Origin of the sequence: Mycolicibacterium chengduense, from assembly GCF_033741155.1 — a bacterium.
GTDB lineage: Bacteria > Actinomycetota > Actinomycetes > Mycobacteriales > Mycobacteriaceae > Mycobacterium.
Map to the genome: position 1 here is coordinate 122315 of NZ_JAWQNH010000002.1, position 23252 is coordinate 145566.

The 23252-nt window shown below is 67.2% G+C and carries 23 protein-coding genes; 9 read left to right on the forward strand and 14 right to left on the reverse strand.

The window, feature by feature from the left end:
• Position 1: 1 nt before the first annotated feature.
• Positions 2-1288 (reverse strand): isocitrate lyase, encoded by a 1287-nt coding sequence (gene aceA, locus SBI67_RS06130; protein ID WP_266045161.1) that lies wholly within the window; start codon positions 1286-1288, stop codon positions 2-4.
• Positions 1289-1560: 272 nt separating this feature from the next.
• Positions 1561-2367, reverse strand: a complete 807-nt coding sequence (locus SBI67_RS06135; protein ID WP_413232413.1) for an acyl-ACP thioesterase domain-containing protein — start codon at positions 2365-2367, stop codon at positions 1561-1563.
• Between the two features lie 56 nt (positions 2368-2423).
• Here SBI67_RS06135 and ramB point away from each other — a divergent pair, with 56 nt between their 5' ends.
• Complete coding sequence (ramB, locus tag SBI67_RS06140; protein ID WP_318980459.1) at positions 2424-3866, forward strand: acetate metabolism transcriptional regulator RamB; 1443 nt, start codon at positions 2424-2426, stop codon at positions 3864-3866.
• Positions 3863-4414 carry a carboxymuconolactone decarboxylase family protein gene (locus SBI67_RS06145; RefSeq protein ID WP_318979704.1) on the forward strand — a complete coding sequence of 184 codons (552 nt, stop codon included), beginning with the start codon at positions 3863-3865 and terminating at the stop codon, positions 4412-4414. Before ramB ends, SBI67_RS06145 begins: the two co-directional genes overlap by 4 nt.
• Before the next feature lie 3 nt (positions 4415-4417).
• Here the strand turns inward: SBI67_RS06145 and SBI67_RS06150 are convergent, their stop codons facing one another.
• Positions 4418-4687, reverse strand: coding sequence for a hypothetical protein (locus SBI67_RS06150; protein WP_318979705.1), 270 nt, complete (start codon positions 4685-4687; stop codon positions 4418-4420).
• 6 nt (positions 4688-4693) lie between these two features.
• Positions 4694-6088: a dihydrolipoyl dehydrogenase gene (lpdA, locus tag SBI67_RS06155; RefSeq protein WP_318979706.1), complete on the reverse strand. Its 1395-nt coding sequence runs from the start codon at positions 6086-6088 to the stop codon at positions 4694-4696.
• 200 nt (positions 6089-6288) lie between these two features.
• Here lpdA and SBI67_RS06160 point away from each other — a divergent pair, with 200 nt between their 5' ends.
• Positions 6289-7152, forward strand: a complete 864-nt coding sequence (locus SBI67_RS06160) for a cyclopropane mycolic acid synthase family methyltransferase (RefSeq protein WP_318979707.1) — start codon at positions 6289-6291, stop codon at positions 7150-7152.
• On the opposite strand, the gene SBI67_RS06165 is transcribed toward SBI67_RS06160, so the two are convergent.
• A complete protein-coding gene (locus SBI67_RS06165; protein WP_318979708.1) occupies positions 7136-7627 on the reverse strand; it encodes a DUF779 domain-containing protein in 492 nt (163 codons plus the stop codon). The genes SBI67_RS06160 and SBI67_RS06165 overlap by 17 nt on opposite strands.
• A 33-nt stretch (positions 7628-7660) precedes the next feature.
• On the opposite strand from SBI67_RS06165, the gene SBI67_RS06170 reads away from it, so the two are divergent.
• A complete protein-coding gene (locus SBI67_RS06170) occupies positions 7661-9646 on the forward strand; it encodes a prolyl oligopeptidase family serine peptidase (RefSeq protein ID WP_318979709.1) in 1986 nt (661 codons plus the stop codon).
• 5 nt (positions 9647-9651) lie between these two features.
• Positions 9652-9912: a hypothetical protein gene (locus SBI67_RS06175; protein WP_318979710.1), complete on the forward strand. Its 261-nt coding sequence runs from the start codon at positions 9652-9654 to the stop codon at positions 9910-9912.
• On the opposite strand, the gene SBI67_RS06180 is transcribed toward SBI67_RS06175, so the two are convergent.
• The 6 genes from SBI67_RS06180 to SBI67_RS06205 are packed head-to-tail and all read right to left on the reverse strand — an operon-like array spanning position 9892 to position 15209.
• Positions 9892-10743: a hypothetical protein gene (locus tag SBI67_RS06180; protein WP_318979711.1), complete on the reverse strand. Its 852-nt coding sequence runs from the start codon at positions 10741-10743 to the stop codon at positions 9892-9894. The two genes, SBI67_RS06175 and SBI67_RS06180, sit on opposite strands and share 21 nt — an antisense overlap.
• A 28-nt stretch (positions 10744-10771) precedes the next feature.
• Complete coding sequence (gene ppk2, locus SBI67_RS06185; RefSeq protein WP_318979712.1) at positions 10772-11632, reverse strand: polyphosphate kinase 2; 861 nt, start codon at positions 11630-11632, stop codon at positions 10772-10774.
• Positions 11633-11692: 60 nt separating this feature from the next.
• Positions 11693-13204 (reverse strand): aldehyde dehydrogenase family protein, encoded by a 1512-nt coding sequence (locus SBI67_RS06190; protein WP_318979713.1) that lies wholly within the window; start codon positions 13202-13204, stop codon positions 11693-11695.
• Positions 13205-13257: 53 nt separating this feature from the next.
• Positions 13258-13779 (reverse strand): mycothiol transferase, encoded by a 522-nt coding sequence (locus SBI67_RS06195; RefSeq protein WP_318979714.1) that lies wholly within the window; start codon positions 13777-13779, stop codon positions 13258-13260.
• A 34-nt stretch (positions 13780-13813) separates the two neighbouring features.
• Positions 13814-14779: an SDR family NAD(P)-dependent oxidoreductase gene (locus tag SBI67_RS06200; RefSeq protein ID WP_318979715.1), complete on the reverse strand. Its 966-nt coding sequence runs from the start codon at positions 14777-14779 to the stop codon at positions 13814-13816.
• Positions 14780-14831: 52 nt separating this feature from the next.
• Positions 14832-15209, reverse strand: a complete 378-nt coding sequence (locus SBI67_RS06205) for a VOC family protein (RefSeq protein ID WP_318979716.1) — start codon at positions 15207-15209, stop codon at positions 14832-14834.
• A gap of 22 nt (positions 15210-15231) precedes the next feature.
• On the opposite strand from SBI67_RS06205, the gene SBI67_RS06210 reads away from it, so the two are divergent.
• The 4 genes from SBI67_RS06210 to SBI67_RS06225 are packed head-to-tail and all read left to right on the forward strand — an operon-like array spanning position 15232 to position 19842.
• Positions 15232-16956 carry an N-acyl-D-amino-acid deacylase family protein gene (locus SBI67_RS06210; protein ID WP_318979717.1) on the forward strand — a complete coding sequence of 575 codons (1725 nt, stop codon included), beginning with the start codon at positions 15232-15234 and terminating at the stop codon, positions 16954-16956.
• A 56-nt stretch (positions 16957-17012) separates the two neighbouring features.
• The gene (locus SBI67_RS06215; protein WP_318979718.1) at positions 17013-17864 is read left to right on the forward strand and encodes an oxidoreductase; all 852 of its coding nucleotides are present in this window, start codon (positions 17013-17015) and stop codon (positions 17862-17864) included.
• On the forward strand, positions 17861-18481 hold the full coding sequence (locus tag SBI67_RS06220; RefSeq protein WP_318979719.1) for a TetR/AcrR family transcriptional regulator: 621 nt from the start codon (positions 17861-17863) through the stop codon (positions 18479-18481). Before SBI67_RS06215 ends, SBI67_RS06220 begins: the two co-directional genes overlap by 4 nt.
• A gap of 41 nt (positions 18482-18522) precedes the next feature.
• Positions 18523-19842: an MFS transporter gene (locus SBI67_RS06225; RefSeq protein WP_318979720.1), complete on the forward strand. Its 1320-nt coding sequence runs from the start codon at positions 18523-18525 to the stop codon at positions 19840-19842.
• Between the two features lie 62 nt (positions 19843-19904).
• Here the strand turns inward: SBI67_RS06225 and SBI67_RS06230 are convergent, their stop codons facing one another.
• The 3 genes from SBI67_RS06230 to SBI67_RS06240 all read right to left on the reverse strand — a co-directional run bounded on the left by SBI67_RS06230 (position 19905) and on the right by SBI67_RS06240 (position 23239).
• Positions 19905-20738: an endonuclease domain-containing protein gene (locus tag SBI67_RS06230; protein ID WP_318979721.1), complete on the reverse strand. Its 834-nt coding sequence runs from the start codon at positions 20736-20738 to the stop codon at positions 19905-19907.
• 145 nt (positions 20739-20883) lie between these two features.
• Positions 20884-22509, reverse strand: a complete 1626-nt coding sequence (gene groL / locus SBI67_RS06235) for a chaperonin GroEL (protein WP_024451790.1) — start codon at positions 22507-22509, stop codon at positions 20884-20886.
• A 190-nt stretch (positions 22510-22699) separates the two neighbouring features.
• Complete coding sequence (locus SBI67_RS06240) at positions 22700-23239, reverse strand: TetR/AcrR family transcriptional regulator (RefSeq protein WP_318979722.1); 540 nt, start codon at positions 23237-23239, stop codon at positions 22700-22702.
• Between the last annotated feature and the right edge of the window lie 13 nt (positions 23240-23252).

Consider the following 23252-nt stretch of genomic DNA (forward strand, 5'->3'; position numbering starts at 1 on the left):
CCTAGTGGAACTGGCCCTCTTCGGTGGAACCGGCCAGCGCGGTGGTCGAGCTGTTCGGGTCCACGGTGGTGGCGATCCGGTCGAAGTAGCCGGCACCGACCTCACGCTGGTGCTTGGTGGCGGTGTAACCGCGCTCCTCGGCGGCGAACTCGCGCTCCTGCAGCTCGACGTAGGCCTTCATCTGCTCGCGGGCGTACCCGTGGGCCAGGTCGAACATCGAGTAGTTGAGGGCGTGGAAGCCGGCGAGGGTGATGAACTGGAACTTGAAGCCCATCGCGCCCAGCTCGCGCTGGAACTTGGCGATGGTGTCGTCGTCCAGGTGCTGCTTCCAGTTGAACGACGGCGAGCAGTTGTAGGACAGCATCTGGTCCGGGAACTCGGCCTTGACGCCCTCGGCGAACTTCTTGGCCAGCTCCAGGTCCGGGGTGCCGGTCTCCATCCAGATCAGGTCGGCGTACGGCGCGTAGGCCTTGGCACGGGCGATGCACGGCTCCAGGCCGTTCTGCACCCGGTAGAAGCCTTCGCTGGTGCGCTCACCGGTGATGAACGGACGGTCGCGCTCGTCGACGTCGGAGGTGATCAGGGTGGCGGCCTCGGCATCGGTGCGGGCGATGACCAGGGTCGGCACGTCGGCGACGTCGGCAGCCAGGCGGGCCGAGGTCAGGGTGCGGATGTGCTGCTGGGTGGGGATCAGCACCTTGCCACCGAGGTGGCCGCACTTCTTCTCCGAGGCCAGCTGGTCTTCCCAGTGCGAACCGGCGACACCGGCGGCGATCATGGCCTTCTGCAGCTCGTAGACGTTCAGGGCGCCACCGAAGCCGGCCTCACCGTCGGCGACGATCGGGGCCAGCCAGTTCTCGACCGAGGTGTCGCCCTCGACCTTGGCGATCTGGTCGGCGCGCAGCAGCGCGTTGTTGATGCGGCGCACCACCTGCGGCACCGAGTTGGCCGGGTAGAGGCTCTGGTCAGGGTAGGTGTGGCCGGACAGGTTCGCGTCACCGGCGACCTGCCACCCGGACAGGTAGATGGCCTTGAGGCCAGCGCGCACCTGCTGCACGGCCTGGTTGCCGGTCAGCGCGCCGAGCGCGTTGACGTAGTCCATGTTGTGCAGCTGGTCCCACAGCACCTCGGCGCCGCGACGGGCCAGGGTGTTCTCCTCGACGACGTGGCCCTGCAGCGCGACGACGTCCTCGGGGGTGTAGGTGCGGGTGATGCCCTTCCAGCGGGGGTTGTGGTCCCAGTCGTGCTGGATCTGCTCCGGGCTCTTCGGTGTGCCAACGGTGGACATGGCTCTCCTAACGGGTTAACAGGTGCGAGGGTCGCTGCGGCGTTTCAACACTGCGTGTTGTTAATGCCACCGCGATCTCGCGGGGGTGCTAATCCGAGGATGCCCTACGGCATATGCGCAGGTCCACCCGTTTCAGTTGCCAATTTTGGCTAACGCACTCCGCGAACTTGCTAAGTTTGCGAAGCACGCAACTTGCTGTACCGGTTCAGAAGCTACTTGGCGGTAGCCAATTGTCGCTGGTCAGTACGCCCGTACTGTTAAACGGCCGGGGGTCAGCGAGCGAACAGGCTGGCGACCGCTTTGGTCTCGTCGCCGACGGCGTATGTGAGCGTTGTAACAGTGCGGTCGGTGAGCTCGGCACCGAATTTGTCGGTCGATCCGGGCGGATACACGTGCACCATGATGTCCAGGTCGTCGCCGAGAGCAACGGCGGAGTCGTGCTCGATGGTCACCCGCAGCGGCGCCTTGAGAAGCTCCGGGACGGTCTCCAGGTAGTCCTCGACGACGCTCCAGTAGACCGAGTTGTTCATGTGGTCGAACAGGTCGATATCGGTGACCCGCACCGGGTACTTGCGGATGGCGACGGCATCGTCGCGGGCGCCCGCCTTGAGATAGGCCTTCCAGCGCAGCCGGTCCACATCCGTCGTGCGGCGCAGCCCGGCGAGGAAGTCGTCGGCGATGCGGCCGGGGCTCTGCGTCTCCCGGCTGAAGCAGATCCAGAACGCTTCGGATTCGATGAGACCCGACCGCCTGCCTTCGATCCGGACGCGCATCTCGCACCAGCGCGTCGACGTCCCCGAACACCACCGCCGCAACCTCAGGATGTCGGGGAACTCGATCGGTTCGACGAGGTCGATCATCGTCCGGCGGACGATCCAGGCCGGGTGGACCTCCTCGTAACCCATCTGCCGCAGTTGGTCCTGGCCGACGTCCTGGATATGCCGGGTGGCGCCGTCGAAACGCAGCCTGCCGCCCCGGTCCACATCGGCCATCCGCAGCGACCACGAGGTGTCGAACACATCGGGGTGGCCCTCGGGCACGGGCATCAGGGTCTTCGCCAAACCGGTCATGTGCTCCATATTGGTCTGCGAACAATGCAAAGCCAATCTTTGCAATGGTCATTACCCTGGACCGGGTGGCCAAGACGTTCGTGGGATCGCGGGTCCGCCAACTGCGCAGCGAACGCGGATTCAGCCAGGCATCCCTGGCGCAGATGCTGGAGATCTCCCCCAGCTACCTCAACCAGATCGAACACGACGTGCGGCCGCTGACCGTCGCGGTGCTGCTGCGCATCACCGAGGTGTTCGGGGTGGACGCCACCTTCTTCGCCTCCCAGGACGACACCCGACTGGTCGCCGAGCTGCGCGAGATCACCATGGATCGTGACCTCGACCTGGATGTCGATGCCGCCGAGATCGCCGAGCTGGTGGCCGCGCATCCGTCGGTCGCACGCGCCATGGTGAATCTGCACCAGCGCTACCGGCTGACCACCACGCAGCTGGCCGCCGCCACCGAAGACCGGTTCGGCATGGGCGCACCCGCCGCCGGCGCCAGCGGTTCGGGAACCATCACGATGCCGCACGAGGAGGTGCGCGACTACTTCTACCAACGGCAGAATTACCTGCACGAACTCGACACCGCCGCCGAGGATCTGACCATCCGGATGCGCATGCACCGTGCCGACCTGGCCGGCGAACTGTCGGCCCGGCTGACGGCCGTGCACGGGGTGCACATCGTCAAACGCCAAGACCTGGGCGACACCGTGCTGCACCGCTTCGACCCGGCGACCCGGACCCTGGAGATCGGCAGCCACCTCGCCAGCGGCCAGTACGTCTTCAAACTCGCCGCCGAGCTGGCCTATCTGGAGTTCGGCGACCTCATCGACAAACTGACCGACGAGGGCAAGTTCACCAGCGACGAATCCCGCACCCTGGCCCGGCTCGGGCTGGCCAATTACTTCGCGGCGGCCACCGTGTTGCCCTACACCCAGTTCCACACCGTCGCCGAAGAGTTCCGCTACGACGTCGAACGGTTGTCGGCGTACTACTCGGTGTCCTACGAGACCATCGCGCACCGGCTGTCCACCCTGCAGCGACCCTCCATGCGCGGTGTGCCACTGTCGTTCGTGCGTGTCGACCGCGCAGGCAACATGTCGAAACGCCAGTCCGCCACCGGTTTTCACTTCTCGTCTGCGGGCGGTACCTGTCCGCTGTGGAATGTCTACGAGACGTTCGCCAATCCGGGCAAGATCCTGGTGCAGATCGCTCAGATGCCCGACGGCCGCCAGTACATGTGGGTGGCGCGCACCGTAGAACGCCGCGCCGCGCGCTATGGTCAGCCTGGAAAGACGTTCGCGATCGGCCTGGGCTGTGAACTCCGTCATGCGCACCGGCTGGTCTACTCCGAAGGGTTGGCGCTGACCGGTGATTCCAAGATCGCAGCGATACCGATCGGTGCCGGTTGCCGCGTCTGCGAGCGCGACAACTGCCCGCAGCGCGCGTTCCCCGCACTCGGCCGCGCCCTCGACCTCGACGAACACCGCAGCACGGTGTCCCCGTATCTGGTGAAGCAGACATGACTGGATCTGAAACACCCGCCCGGATCCCACCCGGCGGCCTCCGTGAGCTGGGCCCGGTCAACTGGGCGATCGCCAAGGCGGGCGCCCGCGGCATCCGGGCCCCGAAATTCCATCTGATGAACGTGCTCGGCCAGCACCGGCTGCTGTTCCTGGCCTGGTTGCCGTTCTCCGGATATCTGCTCTACGCGGGCAAGTTGTCCCGAGGTGACGCCGAGACGGTGATCCTGCGGGTGGGACATCTGCGCGGCTGCGAGTACGAGTTGCAGCAGCATCGCCGGCTGGCCCGCAGCCGCGGCCTGGACGCCGCCACCCAGGCCGCCATCTTCGAGGGACCCGACGCCGAGGGCCTCACCCCGCGACAGCGGGTCCTGGTCACCGCGACCGACGAGTTCGTCATCACCCGGTCGATGTCCAGCGAGACCTGGACCGCGCTGGCCAAGCTCTACACCCGGGCCCAGCTCATCGAATTCTGCACGCTCGCAGGGCAATACGATGCGCTTGCGGCCACCATGGCGACGCTGCGGATCCCGCTGGACTTTCCCGACTGACGGCTACAGGTAGGTGACGCCCAGCACCGCGACCGTCATGAGCACGGGCGAGATCGGCAGCGCCCACAGGAACGCCGTCCACACCTGGTCCTTGCGCTGGTAGGCACGCCGGCCGAGCAGCCCGACCACGATCGCCAGCGCGATGATCACCGCGGAGACGATCAACACCCAGAAGCTCACGTCACTGGTGTTGATCGCCAGCGTGATGGCGAGCAGCCACAGGATGTGGCCGATCGCCAGCCCGCCGATGGCGGCGACAACCTTCGCGCGCACCGGTGATCAGAAGTTGATCATGTGGCCGACCAGGCCGTGGAAGCACTCCTGCAGCGCTTCGGACAGGGTCGGATGGGTGTGCACGTTGCGGGCCAGCTCATTGGCGGTCAGGTCCCACTTCTGCGCCAGCGTCAGCTCGGGCAGCAGCTCGGAGACGTCGGGGCCGATCAGGTGCCCGCCGAGCAGCTCGAGGTGCGTCTTGTCGGCGACCAGCTTGACGAAACCGGTGGGATCGGCCAGCCCGTGTGCCTTGCCGTTGGCGGTGAACGGGAACTTGGCGACGACGACGTCGTACCCCTCGGCGCGGGCCTGCTCCTCGGTCAGCCCGAAGCTGGCCACCTGCGGTTGGCAGAACGTCGCACGCGGCATCATCCGGTAGTCGCCCAGTGCCAGGGTCTCGGCCCCGGCGATGGTCTCGGCGGCCACCACGCCCATCGCCTCGGCGACGTGTGCCAGCTGCAGCTTGGCGGTGACGTCGCCGATGGCGTAGATGTGGCCGACGTTGGTGCGCATGTAGTCGTCGATGGCGATGGCCTTGCGCTCGGTCAGCGCGACGCCGGTGTTCTCCAGTCCGAAGCCCTCGACGTTCGGCCCGAAACCGATGGCCTGCAACACCTTATCGGCCTTCAGTTCCTCGGCCTTGCCGTCCTTGCTCACCTTGACGGTGACCTCGCTACCGGAATCCTCGATCGACTCGACCTTGGTGCCGGTGAGGATCTTGACCCCGAGTTTCTTGTACTGCTTCTCGATTTCCTTGGACACCTCGGCGTCCTCGTTGGGCAGCGCGCGGGGCAGGAACTCGACGATGGTGACGTCGACACCGTAGTTCTTCAGCACGTAGGCGAACTCCATGCCGATGGCACCGGCGCCGGCGATGATGATCGAGCCGGGCAGTTCGCGAGACAGGATCTGGCTCTCGTAGGTGACGACGTTCTCGCTCAGCGAGGTGCCCGGCACCAGACGGGTGCTGGACCCGGTGGCGATGATCGCGTTGTCGAAGGTGACCTCTTCGGTTCCGCCCTCGTTGAGGTCGACGGTCAGTCCGTTGGGACCGGTGAACTTCCCGTAGCCGTGGATCTCGGTGATCTTGTTCTTCTTCATCAGGAAGTGCACACCGGCCACACGGCCGTCGGCGACCTTGCGGCTGCGGTCGAAGGCGGCGCCGTAGTCGAAGCTCGCCTCACCACTGATGCCGAAGGTCTTGGCTTCCTTGGTGAAGATATGGGCCAGTTCGGCATTGCGCAGCAGCGCCTTGGACGGGATACACCCGACGTTGAGACAGACGCCGCCCCAGTATTTCGGTTCGACGATGGCGGTGTTCAGGCCGAGTTGGGCAGCGCGGATGGCCGCGACATATCCGCCGGGGCCAGCTCCGAGTACGACGACGTCATAGTGGGTCACGCCATCACCCTATCGGGGCGGCGCACGTGCCGGTTTTCGACGCACCTGTCTGTCCAAAGTCGTCCCATCCTCTCCTCGGTCAGCTACGAATGCAGAAGGACGAGGGGGACGTCTGAACCGTTCGGGCGACAGTTCGTGGTTTCAAAGGTGAACCGCGGGGTACACCTCGCCGTCAGGTCAAACCGAGAGGCCCTCTAGCCATGCCCAAGCAGTTAAAACCGCACTTCGAGGACGTTCAGGCGCACTACGACCTGTCCGACGACTTTTTCCGGCTCTTCCAGGATCCCACCCAGACCTACAGCTGCGCGTACTTCGAGCGTGACGATATGACGCTCGAGGAGGCGCAGATCGCCAAAATCGATCTTTCCCTTGGCAAACTTGGCCTCCAACCGGGCATGACCCTGCTCGACGTCGGGTGCGGCTGGGGCGCGACCATGCGGCGCGCGATCGAGAAGTACGACGTCAACGTGGTGGGTCTGACGCTGTCGAAGAACCAGGCCACTCACGTGCAGGCCGCGTTCGACGAGTTGGACACCCCCCGTACCAGGCGGGTGCTGTTGCAGGGCTGGGAGCAGTTCGACGAACCGGTGGACCGCATCGTGTCGATCGGAGCGTTCGAGCACTTCGGTCACGACCGGTACACCGATTTCTTCGCCAAGGCGTATCAGGTGCTGCCGTCGGACGGGGTGATGCTGCTGCACACCATCACCGCGCCGCATCCCGCCCTGGCCAGGGAAGAGGGCATCCCGCTGACCTTCGAGTTGGCCCGGTTCATCAAATTCATCCTCACCGAGATCTTCCCCGGCGGCCGGCTGCCGTCGATCCCGATGGTCGAGGAGCACGCCGAAGCGGCCGGGTTCACGGTGAGCCGCAAGCAGTCGCTGCAACCGCACTACGCCAAGACGCTGGACATCTGGGCGGCCAATCTGGAGGCCCACCGGGACGAGGCGATCGCCATCCAGTCCGAAGAGGTCTACGACCGCTACATGAAATATCTGACCGGGTGCGCGAACCTGTTCCGCAACCGGCAGACCGATGTCGTGCAGTTCACCTGCGAGAAGTAGGTAACGGGCAGGCCTGCGACGCTTCGGCCACGATCCTGGTCTGATCGTCGGCGGGGCGGGCGCCCGCGGCGTACTGCGCGCCGGTGATCGGCGGCCGCCCCGCGAGTTCGGTGGTCTCGTCGTCGGAGAACACCCGGCCGCGGGACAGGAAGCGCATGCCCTCGGGGGCTTCCAGGCTGAATCCGCTGCCCCGGCCGGGCACCACGTCGATGATCAGCTGGGTGTGCTGCCACACCTCGAACTGCGGACCGGAGATCCAGACCGGCACGCCGCTGTCATCACCGTCAGCCCCGACATCGAGCACCCCCAACAGGATGTCGCGGTCCCCCACGATGAAGTCGCCCTGCGGATAGCACATCGGCGAGGAGCCGTCACAGCAGCCGCCGGACTGGTGAAACATCAACGCGCCGTGGCGTTTCTGCAGAACCGCGAGCAGGTCGGCGGCGGCCTGGGTGATGAGGGCGCGGCTGGTCATGAACTCACGCTACGCCCACGGTAGAAAGGTGACATGAGTTCTGGACCAGACCTCCACCTTTGGCTAGAGGATGTCACCGGCGACGACGCGCTGGCGTGGGTGCGCGCCCACAACGAGCCGACGCTGGCCGCGCTGGCCGGCGAGCAGTTCGAGGCCATGCGGACCCAGGCGCTGGAGGTGCTCGACACCGATGCCCGGATCCCGTACGTGCGCCGCCGCGGCGAGCATCTCTACAACTTCTGGCGCGACGAGGCCAACCCGCGTGGCGTGTGGCGCCGCACCACGCTGGAGTCCTACCGCAGCGCGTCCCCGGTGTGGGATGTGGTCATCGACGTCGACCAGCTGGCGAAGGCCGATGGCGAGAACTGGGTCTGGGCCGGCGCCGACGTGCTCGAACCCGACCATTCCCGTGCCCTGATCAGCCTGTCCCGCGGCGGTGCCGATGCCGTGGTGGTACGCGAATTCGACATGAACACACGGGAATTCGTGGCCGGCGGGTTCGAGCTGCCGGAAGCCAAGACGCAGATCACCTGGGCCGACCCGGACACCGTGCTGGTCGGCACCGACTTCGGTGCGGGCTCACTGACCGATTCCGGCTACGCCCGGCTGGTCAAGCGCTGGCAGCGCGGCCAGAACCTCGCCGATGCGACGACGGTGTACGCCGGTGAACGCAGCGATGTCATCGTCGCGGCCTTGGTGGACCGCACCCCCGGATTCGAGCGGACGTTGATCAGCCGGGCGGTGGACTTCTTCAACGACGAGATCTACGAGTTGCGCGACGACGAGTTGATCCGCATCGATGCGCCCACCGATGCGACGGTGTCGGTGCACCGGGACTGGCTGCTGATCGAGCTGCGCACCGACTGGAAGGGCTATATCGCGGGTTCGCTGCTGGCCGCCGACTATCACGAATTCGTCAGCGGCTCAGCCGATGTGACGGTGGTATTCGAACCGGACGAGCACACCTGCCTGCATCAGCACTCGTGGACCCAGGACAAACTGGTGGTGGTGACACTGGCCGATGTCGCCAGCCGGGTGCAGATCCTGACCCCCGGCCAGTGGACGGCCACCGACGTGCCCGGGCTGCCCGCCAACACCAACACGGTGATCGCGGCCGCCGATCCGCACGGCGACGAGATCTTCCTGGACTCAAGCGGATTCGTCACCCCGTCGCGGTTGCTGTGGGGAACGGACGCCGGTGAGTTCACCGAGATCAAACGCGCGCCCGCATTCTTCGATGCCGACGGGCTGGAGGTGAGCCAGCATTTCGCGGTGTCCGCCGACGGGACCCGGGTCCCCTATTTCGTGGTCGGGCGACCCGGTGTGAGCGGACCGACCCTGCTCGGCGGCTACGGCGGATTCGAGGTGTCGCGCACCCCCGCCTACGACGGTGTGCTCGGCCGGTTGTGGTTGGCCCGCGGCGGCACCTACGTGCTGGCCAATATCCGCGGCGGCGGTGAGTACGGGCCCGGCTGGCACACCCAGGCGATGCGCGCCGGACGGCATCTGGTCGACGAGGATTTCGCCGCGGTGGCCCGCGACCTGGTCGCTCGCGGGGTGACGACGGTGCCGCAGCTGGGTGCGCAGGGTGGCAGCAATGGCGGGCTGCTGATGGGCATCATGTTGACCCGCTATCCGGAGCTGTTCGGCGCGCTGGTGTGCAGCGTGCCGCTGCTGGACATGAAGCGTTTCCATCTGTTGTTGGCCGGCGCGTCGTGGGTGGCCGAATACGGTAACCCGGATGATCCCGCGGACTGGGAGTTCATCTCGAAATATTCGCCCTACCAGAATATTTCGGCCGACCGGCAGTATCCGCCGATCCTGATCACCACCTCGACCCGCGATGACCGGGTGCACCCCGGGCATGCCCGCAAGATGACCGCCGCGCTGGAGGCGGCCGGCCACCGGGTGGACTACTACGAAAACATCGAGGGCGGACACGGCGGCGCGGCCGACAATGCGCAGGCCGCATTCCGCGCGGCATTGATCTACACGTACCTGTGGCGGACATTAGGCTGACGCCAATGACGCCCTGGACCGTGTTCTGCCGCTATCTGGTGTTCCAGGGCATGACGTTCGTGTTCGGTATCGTCGGGCCGATCTTCCTGGTCATCTTCTTCACCGTGCCGCGCGATCCCGGTATGAAGTGGATGTACTTCATCGGGCTGCTGATCACGGCCGCCGACATTCTCATCGCGCTCGGGCTCACCCAGAACTGGGTGCGTGCCGAACGCGCCGCTGTGGATAAGCGCCGCCCCGACCCGTCACACGTCATCGCGCCGTGAACCCAGCCCGCTCAGCAGCGCCACGATCACCCCGATGATCACCAGCCCACCGCCGACGGTCAGGGTCAGGTTCAGCCACATGTGCATGCTGCCCACTGCGTGATCGACCATCACGTCGGCGATCGCGTGCACATCACCGGTGGTGCGATTGAGCGCGTCATCGACGTAGCGTCGGCCGATCTCGATACCGGCCCATCCGGCTGCCCCGACCAAGAGCGCCGAAATGCCGAGTGCGGCAAGAGCTTTGCCGCGCGCCCGGGCGGCGATCAAGGTCAGCAGCGCAAACACGCCGGTGAGCACGGCCACTGCGACACTGGCCCACGGCCCCCAGACCGCCACCAATCGCAGCTGCCCCGGTCGCAGATGGGCTGACACCTTCTCGGTGAGCGGCACCTCCAGCGTGGCCGGCGGCTGCACCCCGAAACCGGCCAACGTCTGCTTGATCGAGCTGTCGGCCAGCATCGGCGCCAGGTCGACGACCCACCGACCCGAGTCATCCGAGCGGGACACCGTGTCGGTGAACAGCCATCGATGGGCGACGCGGTTCACGGTCGCGAACTGGCTGGGGAACACCTCACTGGCCGTGTACGCGCTCACGGCGGCGTCGAGCACCGTGCCCTGCACACCGGAGGCGCCGGTGGCCGTCATCAGCTGCCCACTCAGTTCGGATGCCATCGCCTGCTGCAGCGCCGGATCTTTGGCGGCCGAGGCAGCCAGCGTGGCATACCCACTCTCGGAGACGATGGTGTGCTGCGCCCACAGCGCGGGCACCGTGACGGCCAGCAGAGCGGTGGTGATCAGCCAGAGCAGCGCCGCCAGCAGAAACCGCACGGCGCCCTCCTCGGCTCAGGGGGCCGCGTCAGTCGGACAGTGCGCGCCCCACGATCAGCGGGTCGGCCTGGCCGACCACCTCATGGTCCTTGTTGTCGTAGTCGAACTTACCCAGGACGTAGCGCATCGCGTTGATCCTGGCGCGTTTCTTGTCATTGCTTTTCACCACGGTCCACGGCGCGATCTCGGTGTCGGTCCAGGCGAACATGTCTTCCTTGGCCGCGGTGTAGTCATCCCACTTGTCCAGCGAGGCCAGGTCCGTCGGCGAGAGCTTCCACTGCCGAACGGGGTCGACCTGGCGGATGGTGAACCGGGTGCGCTGTTCGGACTGCGTCACCGAGAACCACAGCTTGGTCAGGCTGATGCCGTCGTTGACCAGCATCTGCTCGAAAAGCGGCGTTTGGCGGATGAATTCGGCGTGCTGCTTGGGGGTGCAGTAACCCATCACCCGTTCGACGCCGGCCCGGTTGTACCAGGACCGGTCGAACAGCACGATTTCCCCCGCGCCGGGCAGGTGGGTGACGTACCGCTGGAAGTACCACTGGGTGCGTTCCTTCTCGGTCGGCTTCTCCAGTGCCACCACACGCGCGCCACGCGGGTTGAGGTGTTCCATGAACCGCTTGATGGTGCCGCCCTTGCCTGCGGCGTCGCGGCCCTCGAACACGATGACGTGCCGGTGCCCGTGGGCCTGGCTCCACTTCTGCAGCTTCAGCAGCTCGATCTGCAGCAGCCGCTTCTGCTCCTCGTACTCGCTGCGCTTCATCCGCTCGTCGTACGGGTAGCCCTCACGCCAGGTGTCGACGACCTCGCCGCTGGGCTGCAAGATCAACTCGGGGTCGTCATCGTCGTCGTCGCGGACGGAGTAGCCAGTGGTGTCCAGAGTCGTCACGCGACGACGCTATCCACCCGGACGTACCAATCGGTGACGTCCAGGTGAACAGCCGGTGCGCTACTTGGCCTCGCGACGGGGACGCGACAACGCGAGCTTGGTCATCATCTTGTTCATCCTGGCCAGCGCCTTGAGTGAGTTGTTGTAGTAGTTGCCGCCGGCGCCGACGCTGGTCCGGGGCACCACCACCGTCTCCTGGCGGCAGAACTTGCGCACGCCGTCCACCCCGCCGAATCGCGCGCCGATACCCGAGGTCTTCCACCCACCCATCGGCGCGGTGGTGCACATCAGGTTCGAGATCACGTCGTTGACGTTGACGGCACCGCAATCTAGTTGCAGTGCAACGTCTTTGGCTCGATCGACATCCTTGGAGAACACCGCCGCGCTCAGCCCGTACGGGCTGTCGTTGGCCAGCCGGACGGCCTCCCCCACCGACGACACCTTCATGATCGGCAACGTCGGGCCGAAGGTCTCCTCGGTCATACAGGCCATCGAGTGGTCGACGTCCACCAGCACCGTGGGCGGGTAGAAGCTGCCGGTGCCATCGGGGCGCTTGCCACCGGTGAGCGCCCTGGCACCCTTGGCCAGCGCGTCGTCGACGTGCCGCGCGGTCACCGCGACCTGGGACTCGTCGATCAGCGCGCCCAAGTCGTAGCCCTCGCCCGAGCCCACCTTGAGGTTCTCGACGGCCTTGACGACGGCGGCGACGAACCGGTCGTACACCGGCTCGAGCACGTACACCCGCTCCACCGACACGCAGGTCTGGCCGGCGTTGAACATCGCGCCCCAGACCGCGGCGTTGGCGGCCAGGTCGATATCGGCGTCCTCCAGGACGATCATCGGGTCCTTGCCCCCGAGTTCCAGGCTGACCGGGGTGAGCCGGCGCGCGGCCCGTTCCATGACCTTGACGCCGGTGGCACACGAACCGGTGAACTGGATGTAGTCGGAGTTGTCGATGACGGCCTCGGACACCTCGCGGGCACCCTGGGCCAGTGCCAGCACTTCCGGGGCCCCGCAATCCAGCCAGCCGCGTACCAGCAGCTCGGCGGTCAGCGGGGTGCGCTCGGATGGCTTGAGCAGCACCGCAGCGCCGGCCGCCAAAGCGCCGATGGCATCCATCAACGCATTGGCCACCGGATAGTTCCAGGGCGCGATCACGCCCACCACCGGACGCGGCCGGTAGTGCACGGCGATTTTCTTGACCGACAGGAACGGCAGCGGGGCGGGGCGGGTCTCCGGCGCCATCGCCTTCTCCACGACCTTGATGTAGTAGGACAAGATGATCAGCAGCAACGGCACCTCTTGGGCGGCGTCCGTCGCGGACTTGCCGGTCTCGGCGATCAGCAGCTTCTCGATCTCGTCGCGGTGGTCCCCCAGCCAGACGGCATAGCGGGCCAGCACCTTGGCGCGCCCCTTGGCGCCGCGGGCCTCCCACTCGCGCTGCGCCTCACGCAGACCGGCCGCGATCCGCGGCACGTCGGCGGGAGCGGTCCACCGCACCTCGCCGGCCACGGCGCCGGTGGCGGGGTTGTGAATGGTGACAACGTCAGAGCGGTCTGCGGTGGCAGTCATAGGGCCATGTTAAACCGCATGTGTGACGCAGCTCGCAGCGGGGTTGACACCTGTCAACTCTGCGGCGCGATCCCCCGCAGGTACGCCGCCTGTCCGAGGTGCTGAGCGGCGTCGTCGACGATGCTCACCAACCGCACGCTGGCGGTCACCGGCGGGTCCCAGCGCTCGTCCACGACGCGCGCCAACTCGTCGGGTGTGACCGAGGCGATGTACTCCAGGCTGAACTTGTGCACCGCGCGGTAATAGCCGGCCAGCAAGTCGGCCGGGGCTCGGACCTTCCCGACCTCTTCGGCGGTGTGGCCATAGCCCATGTCGTTACCGGGCAGGTCGAGTGCAAAGCGGTCCCGCCAGCCGTCGCGGATCCACACCTGCTCAGCCCCGGCAATATCGGCGAGTTGGACGTCTTGTTGCCGGGCGCTGTGCCAGATCAGCCAGGCAATGCTGTTGGCCTGCGGGGTCGGCCGCCACGACGACAGCTCCTCGGTCAGTCCGTCGGTCAATTCGTCGACATGCTCGATGAGGCGGGTGAACGAATCGCGGAGCAGTTCGCGGGCGGCGTCGAGGTCACCTGTCATGGTCGCCAACGTACTCGCGGACGGCGTACCACGGTCACAGCATCGAAAGCGAAAGATCCCACAGCCGTTCGGCATTGTCGAGGTCAAGGGCATACGGCGCGACGCCGCCGATTCCGGTGTCGCGCCGGTCGACGACGGCGGCCTCGTTGCAGTCCTCGAAGTACTTACCGGCTACCCCCTCCACCAGCGGCGAGGCGGCCAGCAGCACGGATGTGGCCGCACCCTGTTCGACGCTCTTGAAACGGCTGCCCGCCCGGTGGAACCGCTCACGCGCTTCCACGTTGTACCCCAACGGCAGGTGGCGCTGCAGTGCGGTGGCGATACCGCCGGGCATCAGCGCGTTGGCGGTGATGCCGTCACCGGCCCAGCGCCGGCTGGCCTCGACGGCGAAAAGCACGTTGGCGGTCTTGCTCTGCCCGTACGCCCCGAACGGGTCGTATTCGCGAAACGCATAGTCGATGTCGTCGAAGATCACCGGTGAACGCAGATGACCGGACGAGCTCACCGACACGATGCGCGCCCCGCCGGCTTGGCGCAGCGCGTCGTAGAGGCCGATGGCGAGCCCGAAGTGCCCCAGGTGATTGGTCGCGAACTGCAGTTCATGGCCCGCCTCGGTGAGCGTCAGCTGCTGCACGGCCATGACGCCGGCGTTGTTCACCAGGATGTGCAGCGGGCCGGTCCAGGCACTGGCGAACGCGACGACGCTGTCGGGCCTGCTGAGATCCAGCGCGGCGACCGTCACCGCGTCGTTGCCGGTATCGCTGCGGATATCCGCCGCGATCGGCCCAGTGGCGTCCACGTCGCGCACCGCGAGGGTGACCGCGGCGCCGGCACGCGCCAGTGCACGGGCCGTCTCCACCCCGATACCCGACGATGCACCGGTGACGATCGCGGTCTTTCCGGACAGATCGACGCCGGCGCTGACCTCGGCCGCGGTCGACTCGAAACCGAACGGCGTCCTGACGGGGGCAGCATCGGGCACGAGAGTCGAAAGGCTCATAACGGGTTCCAACCGCTGCCCTGCTGAATGATTCCCGTGACGACGATTCCCGTCACGCCCCGTGGAACACCGCCTCCACGTTGTTGCCGTCCGGATCACGCACGAAGGCACCGAAGTAGCCGGGGTGGTACTCGGGCCACAACCGGGGCGCGTGCAGCGATTCCGCACCCAGACCGACGGCTGCGTCGTAGAACTTTTGCACCGCGTCGGTGTCGGCGGCCTGGAAGGCGAGATGCACTTCCCGGTTGGGGCCGGTGGCCTCGCCGGCGCGGACGTCGGCGATCCAGAAGGCTGGCTTGCCGTCACGGCCGTAACCGACGGCCACGCCCATGTCCATCTGCCGCGTGAATCCCAGGACGCCCAGCACGGTGTCGTAGAACTCCTGCGATTTGGCGAAGTCTGCACAGTTGATTCCCAGGTGATCGATCATCGCGTCATCGTAGGTTCGAGGTATGACACACCACGACCTCGTGATCCGCAACGGCACCATCATCGACGGGTCGGGCGGGGACCCGTATGTCGGTGACGTGGCCGTCACGGCCGGGGTGATCACCGCGGTCGGCACCGTGTCCGGGGTCGGCAGCAGGGAAATCGACGCCACCGGACTGCTCGTCACCCCGGGTTTCGTGGACCTGCACACCCATTACGACGGGCAGGCGATCTGGAGCGACCGGATGACCCCGTCGTCGGCGCACGGCGTGACGACGGCGGTGATGGGCAACTGCGGTGTCGGATTCGCCCCCTGCCGGCCGGCCGACCACGAGACGCTGGTGGACGTGATGGCCGGGGTGGAGGACATCCCCGGGGTGGTGATGGTCGACGGGCTGCCCTGGACCTGGGAGACGTTCCCGGAATTCCTCGACGCCCTGGATGCGCGCCGCCGCGATATCGACGTGGCTGCCTTCCTGCCCCATTCACCCCTGCGGGTCTACGTGATGGGCAGTCGCGGGGTGGATCGCGAACCTGCCACGCCCGAGGATCTGTCGCAGATGCGTAAGCTCGCCGCCGAGGCGATCCAGGTGGGCGCCCTGGGCTTCGCGTCGTCCCGGTTGACCATCCACAAAACCGAGAGCGGCCAACCCATCCCGAGTTACGACGCCGGTCACGACGAGATCGAGGCGATCGCGCTCGGGGTCAAGGACGCCGGCGGCGGACTGATCCAGTTCGTGCCCGATCTGCTGGCCGCGGACTATGAGGGCGCGCTGCAGGCGGTGTTCGACGTCGCGGCCGACGTGGGCCTGCCGGTGACGTTCACCCTGGCGATCGGCAACGCCGGTCCCGCTCTGCATCTGGACGCCTTGCGGATGGTGGAGAAGGCCAACACGGATGGTGGGCAGATCACCGCGCAGATCTTCCCGCGTCCGATCGGCCTGGTGATCGGCCTGCAGTTGTCGGGCAACCCATTCATCACCTACCCCAGCTACCGGGCGATCGAGGGGCTGCCGCTGGCCGAGCGGGTGGCCGAGATGCGCAAACCCGAGGTGCGCGAACGGATCCTGAACGACACCCCGGCCGACGACGGGCATCCCCTGATGTTCGCCGTGCAGGCGTGGGATTACATCTTCCCGCTCGGTGACCCGCCGAACTACGAGCCGGATCCGTCGGACAGCATCGCCGCGCGCGCCGCGGCCCGCGGGGTGTCAGCGTTGGAGGAGGCCTACGACCGACTGCTCGACGACGACGGGCACGCCATGTTGCTGGTCACGCTGGCCAACTTCCGGGACGGGTCGCTGGACACCGTCGCCGACCTGATCCGCCGCGATGACGTGGTGCTCGGTCTCGGCGACGGCGGGGCGCATTACGGAATGATCTGCGACGCAAGCTTTCCCACCTACATGCTCACGCACTGGGTGCGGGACCGGGCCACCGGCCGGCTCGGTGTCGCCGAGGCGGTCCGAGAGTTGACCACGGTGCCCGCGCGGGTGGCGGGTCTGGCCGATCGCGGCCGCATCGCGATCGGGTACAAGGCCGATCTCAACGTCATCGACCACCAGGCACTGCGGCTGCACAAGCCGACGGTGGCCCATGACCTGCCCGCCGGTGGCCGGCGGCTGGACCAGACCGCCGACGGTTACGTCGCCACCATCGTGTCGGGCGAGATCATCGCCGAGCGCGGGGTGCCGACCGCGGCGCGGCCGGGCAAGCTGATCCGGGGCCGGCAACCAGCGCCCCACTAATCAACGTTCAGACTATAAAAATCGACACCATGTCGATTTATGCGTACCGTGGGGCCATGCCCAAGACGTTCTTCATCACCGGAGTCAGCACCGGACTCGGCCGTGCCTTCGCGCACGGCGCACTGCAAGTCGGTCACACCGTCGTCGGGACGGTGCGCAAGACCGCCGATCTCGCCCCCTTCGAGGCGCTGGGGGCGAATGCGCACGGCCGCATCCTCGACGTCACCGACCATGCGGCGGTCGTCGACACCGTCGCCGACGTCGAGGCATCGATCGGGCCCATCGACGTCCTGATCGCCAACGCCGGATACGGATTGGAGGGCGTCTTCGAGGAGACGCCGCTTGCGGAGGTGCGCGCGCAGTTCGAGACCAACGTGTTCGGCGCGGCCGCCACGGTGCAGGCAGTACTGCCGTCCATGCGCAAGCGACGGGCCGGGCACATCATGGCGGTCACCTCGATGGGCGGGTTGATGACGGTGCCGGGCCTGTCGGCGTACTGCGCCAGCAAGTACGCACTCGAAGGCCTGCTGGAGAGCATCGGCAAGGAAGTCGCGGCGTTCGGGATCCACGTCACCGCAATCGAACCCGGCTCGTTCCGGACGGATTGGGCGGGCCGGTCGATGGTCCGCGCCGACCGCGCCATCGACGACTACGACGCGGTGTTCGAGCCGATTCGGCAGGCCCGGCGCAACGCCGACGGCAACCAGCTCGGGGATCCGGTCAAGGCCGCCGCGGCCGTCCTGACCGTCGTCGACGCCGCCGAGCCACCCCGGCACCTCCTGCTCGGATCCGACGCGCTGCGGTTGGTCCGCGCCGGCCGCGACGCCGTCGACGCCGACATCGCGGCCTGGGAATCCTTGTCGCGCAGCACCGATTTCCCGGACGGCCAGCAGATTGCGGCCAGTTGACCAGGCGACGATCGGGCGAACCGCGCAAGGGTGACCTGCGCGAGGCCGCGATCCTGGACGCGACCGAGGAACTCTTGGGCTCCATCGGTTATGACGCGATCACGATCGCCGATATCGCCGAACGCGCCGGCATCACCCGGGCCGCACTCTATTTCTATTTCGGATCGAAGCAGGATGTCATCACGGCCCTGTTCGCCCGCACCGTCGCGGTGCTGCACGACAAGTCGCGCGCCGCAGCCGAAGATGCCGCCGACGGGGCGGCGGCGATCGATACCGCGATGCGCCGGACCGAGGAGCTGTGGCGCGAACACGGCGTCGTCATGCGCACGGCGATCGATCTCGCGACCACCGTCGGCGAACTCGATGCGCTGTGGCAGGAGACCGCCGATATCTTCATCGGTGCCATCACCGCGATCCTCGAACACATGGGCGTGCCGGCCGGTAAGCGGCCCGACCAATCATCGGCGCTGGCCGAAGCGCTGTGCTGGATGATCGAACGAAACTTCTATCAAGCCTCCCGGGTATCGCCCGCCCGGCTGGCCAAGGCACGCCAGACCTGCACGGAGATCTGGCTGCGGCTCGCCGCTGGAGCGCCTTTACACTCACCGCGCGCATAACACTGGCCAGCGGCGCCCCGGCTGTGCGGTGATAGATCCCCGTGACTGTGACCGCCACGCCGGCCCCCGGTGACCAGGACCGGACCATCTCCCCGCAAGCACGCACCGCGCTGTGGGCCAGCCTGGTCGGCACCACCATCGAGTGGTACGACTTCTTCCTCTACGCCACCGCGGCCAGCCTGGTCTTCAACCACGCGTTCTTCCCGGACCAGACCACGTTCGTCGGGACGCTGTTGTCATTCGCGACCTTCGCGGTCGGCTTCGTGGTCCGCCCCATCGGCGGTTTCGTGTTCGGCCACGTCGGCGATCGCATCGGCCGCAAGAAGACCCTCGCGCTGACGATGCTCCTGATGGGCGGGGCCACCGCGCTGATGGGCGTGCTGCCGACGGCGGCGCAGATCGGTGTGCTGGCGCCGATCCTGTTGCTGTTGCTGCGCATCGTCCAGGGTTTCGCGCTGGGCGGGGAATGGGCAGGCGCGGTGCTGTTGGCCGTCGAGCACAGTCCACGGCACCGGCGCGGCCTGTTCGGCAGCATCCCGCAGATCGGCTTGGCGCTCGGCCTGGCCCTGGGCACCGGGGTGTTCGCGGTGCTGCAGGCCACCCTGTCGGATGCCGCGCTCCTGGCCTACGGCTGGCGCATCGCCTTCCTGCTGAGCATCGCACTGGTGGCGTTCGGTGTGGTGGTGCGGCTGAAGGCAAGTGAGACACCGGCTTTCGAGAAGGTGCGCGATACCGACGACCGCGCCGCGGTGCCGCTGCGCGAGGTGTTCAAGCCGCCGGTGCTGCGCTCCACCGTGCTGGGCATGTTGTCCCGCTGGGGCGAGGGCGCAGCGTTCAACACCTGGGGCGTCTTCGCGATCTCCTACGCCACCGGGACACTCAAGCTGGAGAAGGTACCGGTGCTGGTATCGGTCACGGTGGCCGCGCTGCTGATGGCCGCCCTGCTGCCGATCTCGGGCCTGCTGACCGATCGGTTCGGCGCCCAGCGGATCTACGCGACCGGTATCGCCGCCTACGGACTGGTGGTGTTCCCGGTATTCGCGCTCTTCGGCACCAAGAGCATCGCCTTGTACGCGGTGGCCATGCTGGTGGTGTTCGGTGTCATCCACGCATTGTTCTACGGGGCGCAGGGCACGTTGTACGCGTCGCTGTTCCCGGCCCGGATCCGCTACACCGGACTGTCCACGGTGTATCAGCTCTCCGGCGTGTACGCCTCGGGCCTGACCCCGCTGATCCTCACCGCGCTGATCGGCGCGGCCGGCGGGTCGCCGTGGATCGCGTGCGCGTACCTGGCCGGGACGTCGGTAATCAGCGTCGCGGCGACGCTGGCGCTCAAACCCAGTCCCCTGCGCGACATTTAGTCGCCGAGTGTGGGTCCCGTGCACGCGCGAGCCGGAATCGGCGTACACCGGGCCCACACTCGTCAGACGGGGCAGCCCGCCGCCCGCAATTTCGCGCGGACCCGGGCCACGATGACGTCCGGCCGTCTCATCATGTCGGCGCTGACCCGAACGACGGCCCAGCCGGCCTCTTCGAGGAGCGCGATGCGGTCGATATCCCAGGAGCGTTGCCGGGCGTCGGTCCAGTGCTGGACGCCGTCGTATTCGACGATCACCTGCCATTCCCGCCATCCCATATCCGCGCGGATACGCAGTTGGGGGAAGGCGATCTGAGTCTGCGGGCGCGGTAGGCCCGCCCGCACGAGGACCAGGCGCAATCTGGTCTCCTGGGGTGATTCGGCTCCCCCGTCGACGAGGCCCAACACCGACCGCAGCGTCGCGACACCGCGCATGCCCGGATGCGCCGCGACAATCCGTGCCACGTCCTCGGCCGTCACACCGGTTGCGTTCAACACGGCGTCCACCACGACGACGGCCATGTCGTCCCGATGGCGCCGTCCCAGGTCGAAGGCGGTCCGGGCGGGTGTCGTGCATTCGATGCCGCGCACCCGGCACGTCTCGCCGTCCGCGACTTTCCATGAGCGCACGACCATTCCGGCCTGCGAGTGCCGGTCTGCGCGGATGACCTCGGCGGGCGCCTCGGGGTTCAGCCATTCGGTGCCGAGCACCGCGGCGGCCGACACCCCGGCAAGCGTCGCGCCCGAGGACAACCAGGCCGCCTGCGCTCTGATCCGAGCCGTCAGCTCGACGTCGCGCCGGACGTACACGTCACGGTAGAGGGCGACGTGATCGCGGGCCAACCCGCGCCGGGTGAATGCACCACGACCGATGGCCGCACTGCCGATGAAGGGTTCCATGGGGGCAAACTGGCGGCAGGCACCGACGAATGTGGGCGCTGCGTACGCCTTCTGGCCCGTCCGTGTGCATAGAACCCACATTGGGGATGACACACGAAAATGCCCTGGCGCGCGGAGCGCACCAGGGCATTTTTCGTGCTGGGACTTAGAAGTCCATACCGCCCATGCCACCGGTCGGGTCGCCCGCAGGTGCGGCGGCCTTCTCCGGCTTGTCGGCGACGACGGCCTCGGTGGTGAGGAACAGCGCCGCGATGGACGCCGCGTTCTGCAGCGCCGAGCGGGTGACCTTGACCGGGTCGGCAACGCCGGCGGCCAGCAGGTCCTCGTACACGTTGGTCGCGGCGTTCAGACCGTGACCGGCGGGCAGGTTCGACACCTTCTCGGCGACGACACCCGGCTCCAGACCACCGTTGAAGGCGATCTGCTTCAGCGGGGCCGACAGCGCGACGCGCACGATGTTGGCACCGGTCGCCTCGTCACCCTCGAGCTTGAGCTCGTCCAGGGCCGGAGCCGACTGCAGCAGGGCCACGCCACCACCGGCGACGATGCCCTCCTCGACGGCGGCCTTCGCGTTGCGGACGGCGTCCTCGATGCGGTGCTTGCGCTCCTTGAGCTCCACCTCGGTGGCGGCACCGGCCTTGATCACCGCAACACCGCCGGCCAGCTTGGCCAGGCGCTCCTGCAGCTTCTCGCGGTCGTAGTCGGAGTCGCTGTTCTCGATCTCGGCGCGGATCTGGGCCACCCGACCGGCGATGGCGTCGGAATCACCGGCACCCTCGACGATGGTGGTCTCGTCCTTGGTGACGACGACCTTGCGGGCCTGGCCGAGCAGCGCCAGGTCGGCGGTCTCCAGCGACAGGCCGACCTCTTCGCTGATGACCTGGCCACCGGTGAGGATGGCGATGTCCTGCAGCATGGCCTTGCGGCGGTCACCGAAGCCGGGGGCCTTGACGGCGACCGACTTGAAGGTGCCACGGATCTTGTTCACGACCAGGGTCGACAGGGCTTCGCCCTCGACGTCCTCGGCGATGATCAGCAGCGGCTTGCCGGACTGGATGACCTTCTCCAGCAGCGGCAGCAGGTCCTTGACCGTCGAGACCTTCGAGCTGACCAGCAGGATGTAGGGATCCTCCAGGACGGCTTCCTGACGCTCGGCGTCGGTCACGAAGTAGCCCGAGATGTAGCCCTTGTCGAAGCGCATGCCCTCGGTGAGCTCCAGCTGCAGGCCGAAGGTGTTGGACTCCTCGACGGTGATGACACCCTCGTTGCCGACCTTGTCCAGCGCCTCGGCGATCAGATCGCCGATCGACTGGTCACCGGCCGAGATACCGGCGGTGGCAGCGATCTGCTCCTTGGTCTCGACCTCTTTGGCGGTCGAGAGCAGGCGAGCGGTGACAGCCTCGACAGCCTTCTCGATGCCGCGCTTCAGGCCGAGCGGGTTGGCGCCGGCAGCGACGTTGCGCAGGCCTTCGCGAACCAGGGCCTGGGCCAGCACGGTGGCGGTGGTGGTGCCGTCGCCGGCGACGTCGTCGGTCTTCTTGGCGACCTCTTTGACCAGCTCAGCGCCGATCTTCTCGTACGGGTCCTCGAGCTCGATCTCCTTGGCGATGGACACACCGTCGTTGGTGATCGTGGGGGCGCCCCACTTCTTCTCCAGGACGACGTTGCGGCCCTTGGGGCCCAGCGTCACCTTGACCGCGTCGGCGAGGCTGTTCAGGCCCCGCTCGAGGCCGCGACGGGCCTCTTCGTCATACGCAATTGTCTTAGCCATTGCGAAGTGATTCCTCCGGTTGGGAATTGCACGTCTGTGGCCGGGCGCAGTGCCCGCGACGGACGGCTGGAGTGTGCTCCCGCAGGTGCGGCCCCGGCCTCACCGTCCCGACCTAGCACTCACCAGTTGAGAGTGCCAAGTACGTTCTTAGCACTCGACCAGGGCGAGTGCAAGGTCGGCAACGGCCGGTTCACCGCGGGCGCAGACCGTCGATCACCAGTTCGGTGCCGCGTTCGGCGACCCCGGCGTTGTAGGCCTGCATCGCCTGCAGGCCGACGACAAGCGCCTTCACTTCGGGCACGGTCACATCCGGGCGGACCACACCCGCTCGTTGCGCCGCCAGCAGCAGATCCCCGACCATGCCGAGGAACTCCGCCTCGGCCTCGGGCAGGGCGCTGTTGACGTCCACCCCGGCACCGGCCAGCGCGTCGACCAGACCCCGGTCGGTGGCGCCCCACTGCAGCACCATCGCGCGGATCAGCGCGAACAGCCCACCGGCCGGATCGGCCGCCAACAGGGCGCGGCCGCCCTCGATGATCTGCTGCATCCGGTCTGCCACCACCGCTCGGAACAGGTCTTCCTTGGTGGGGAAATGCCGGTAGACGGTGCCCGCCCCCACCCCGGCCCGGCGGGCGATCTCGTCGATGGGGACACCCAGCCCCTCGGCGGCAAACGTCTGGTAGGCGACGTCGAGCACCTTGGCTCGATTGCGGGCCGCGTCTGCGCGCACGACTCATCACCTC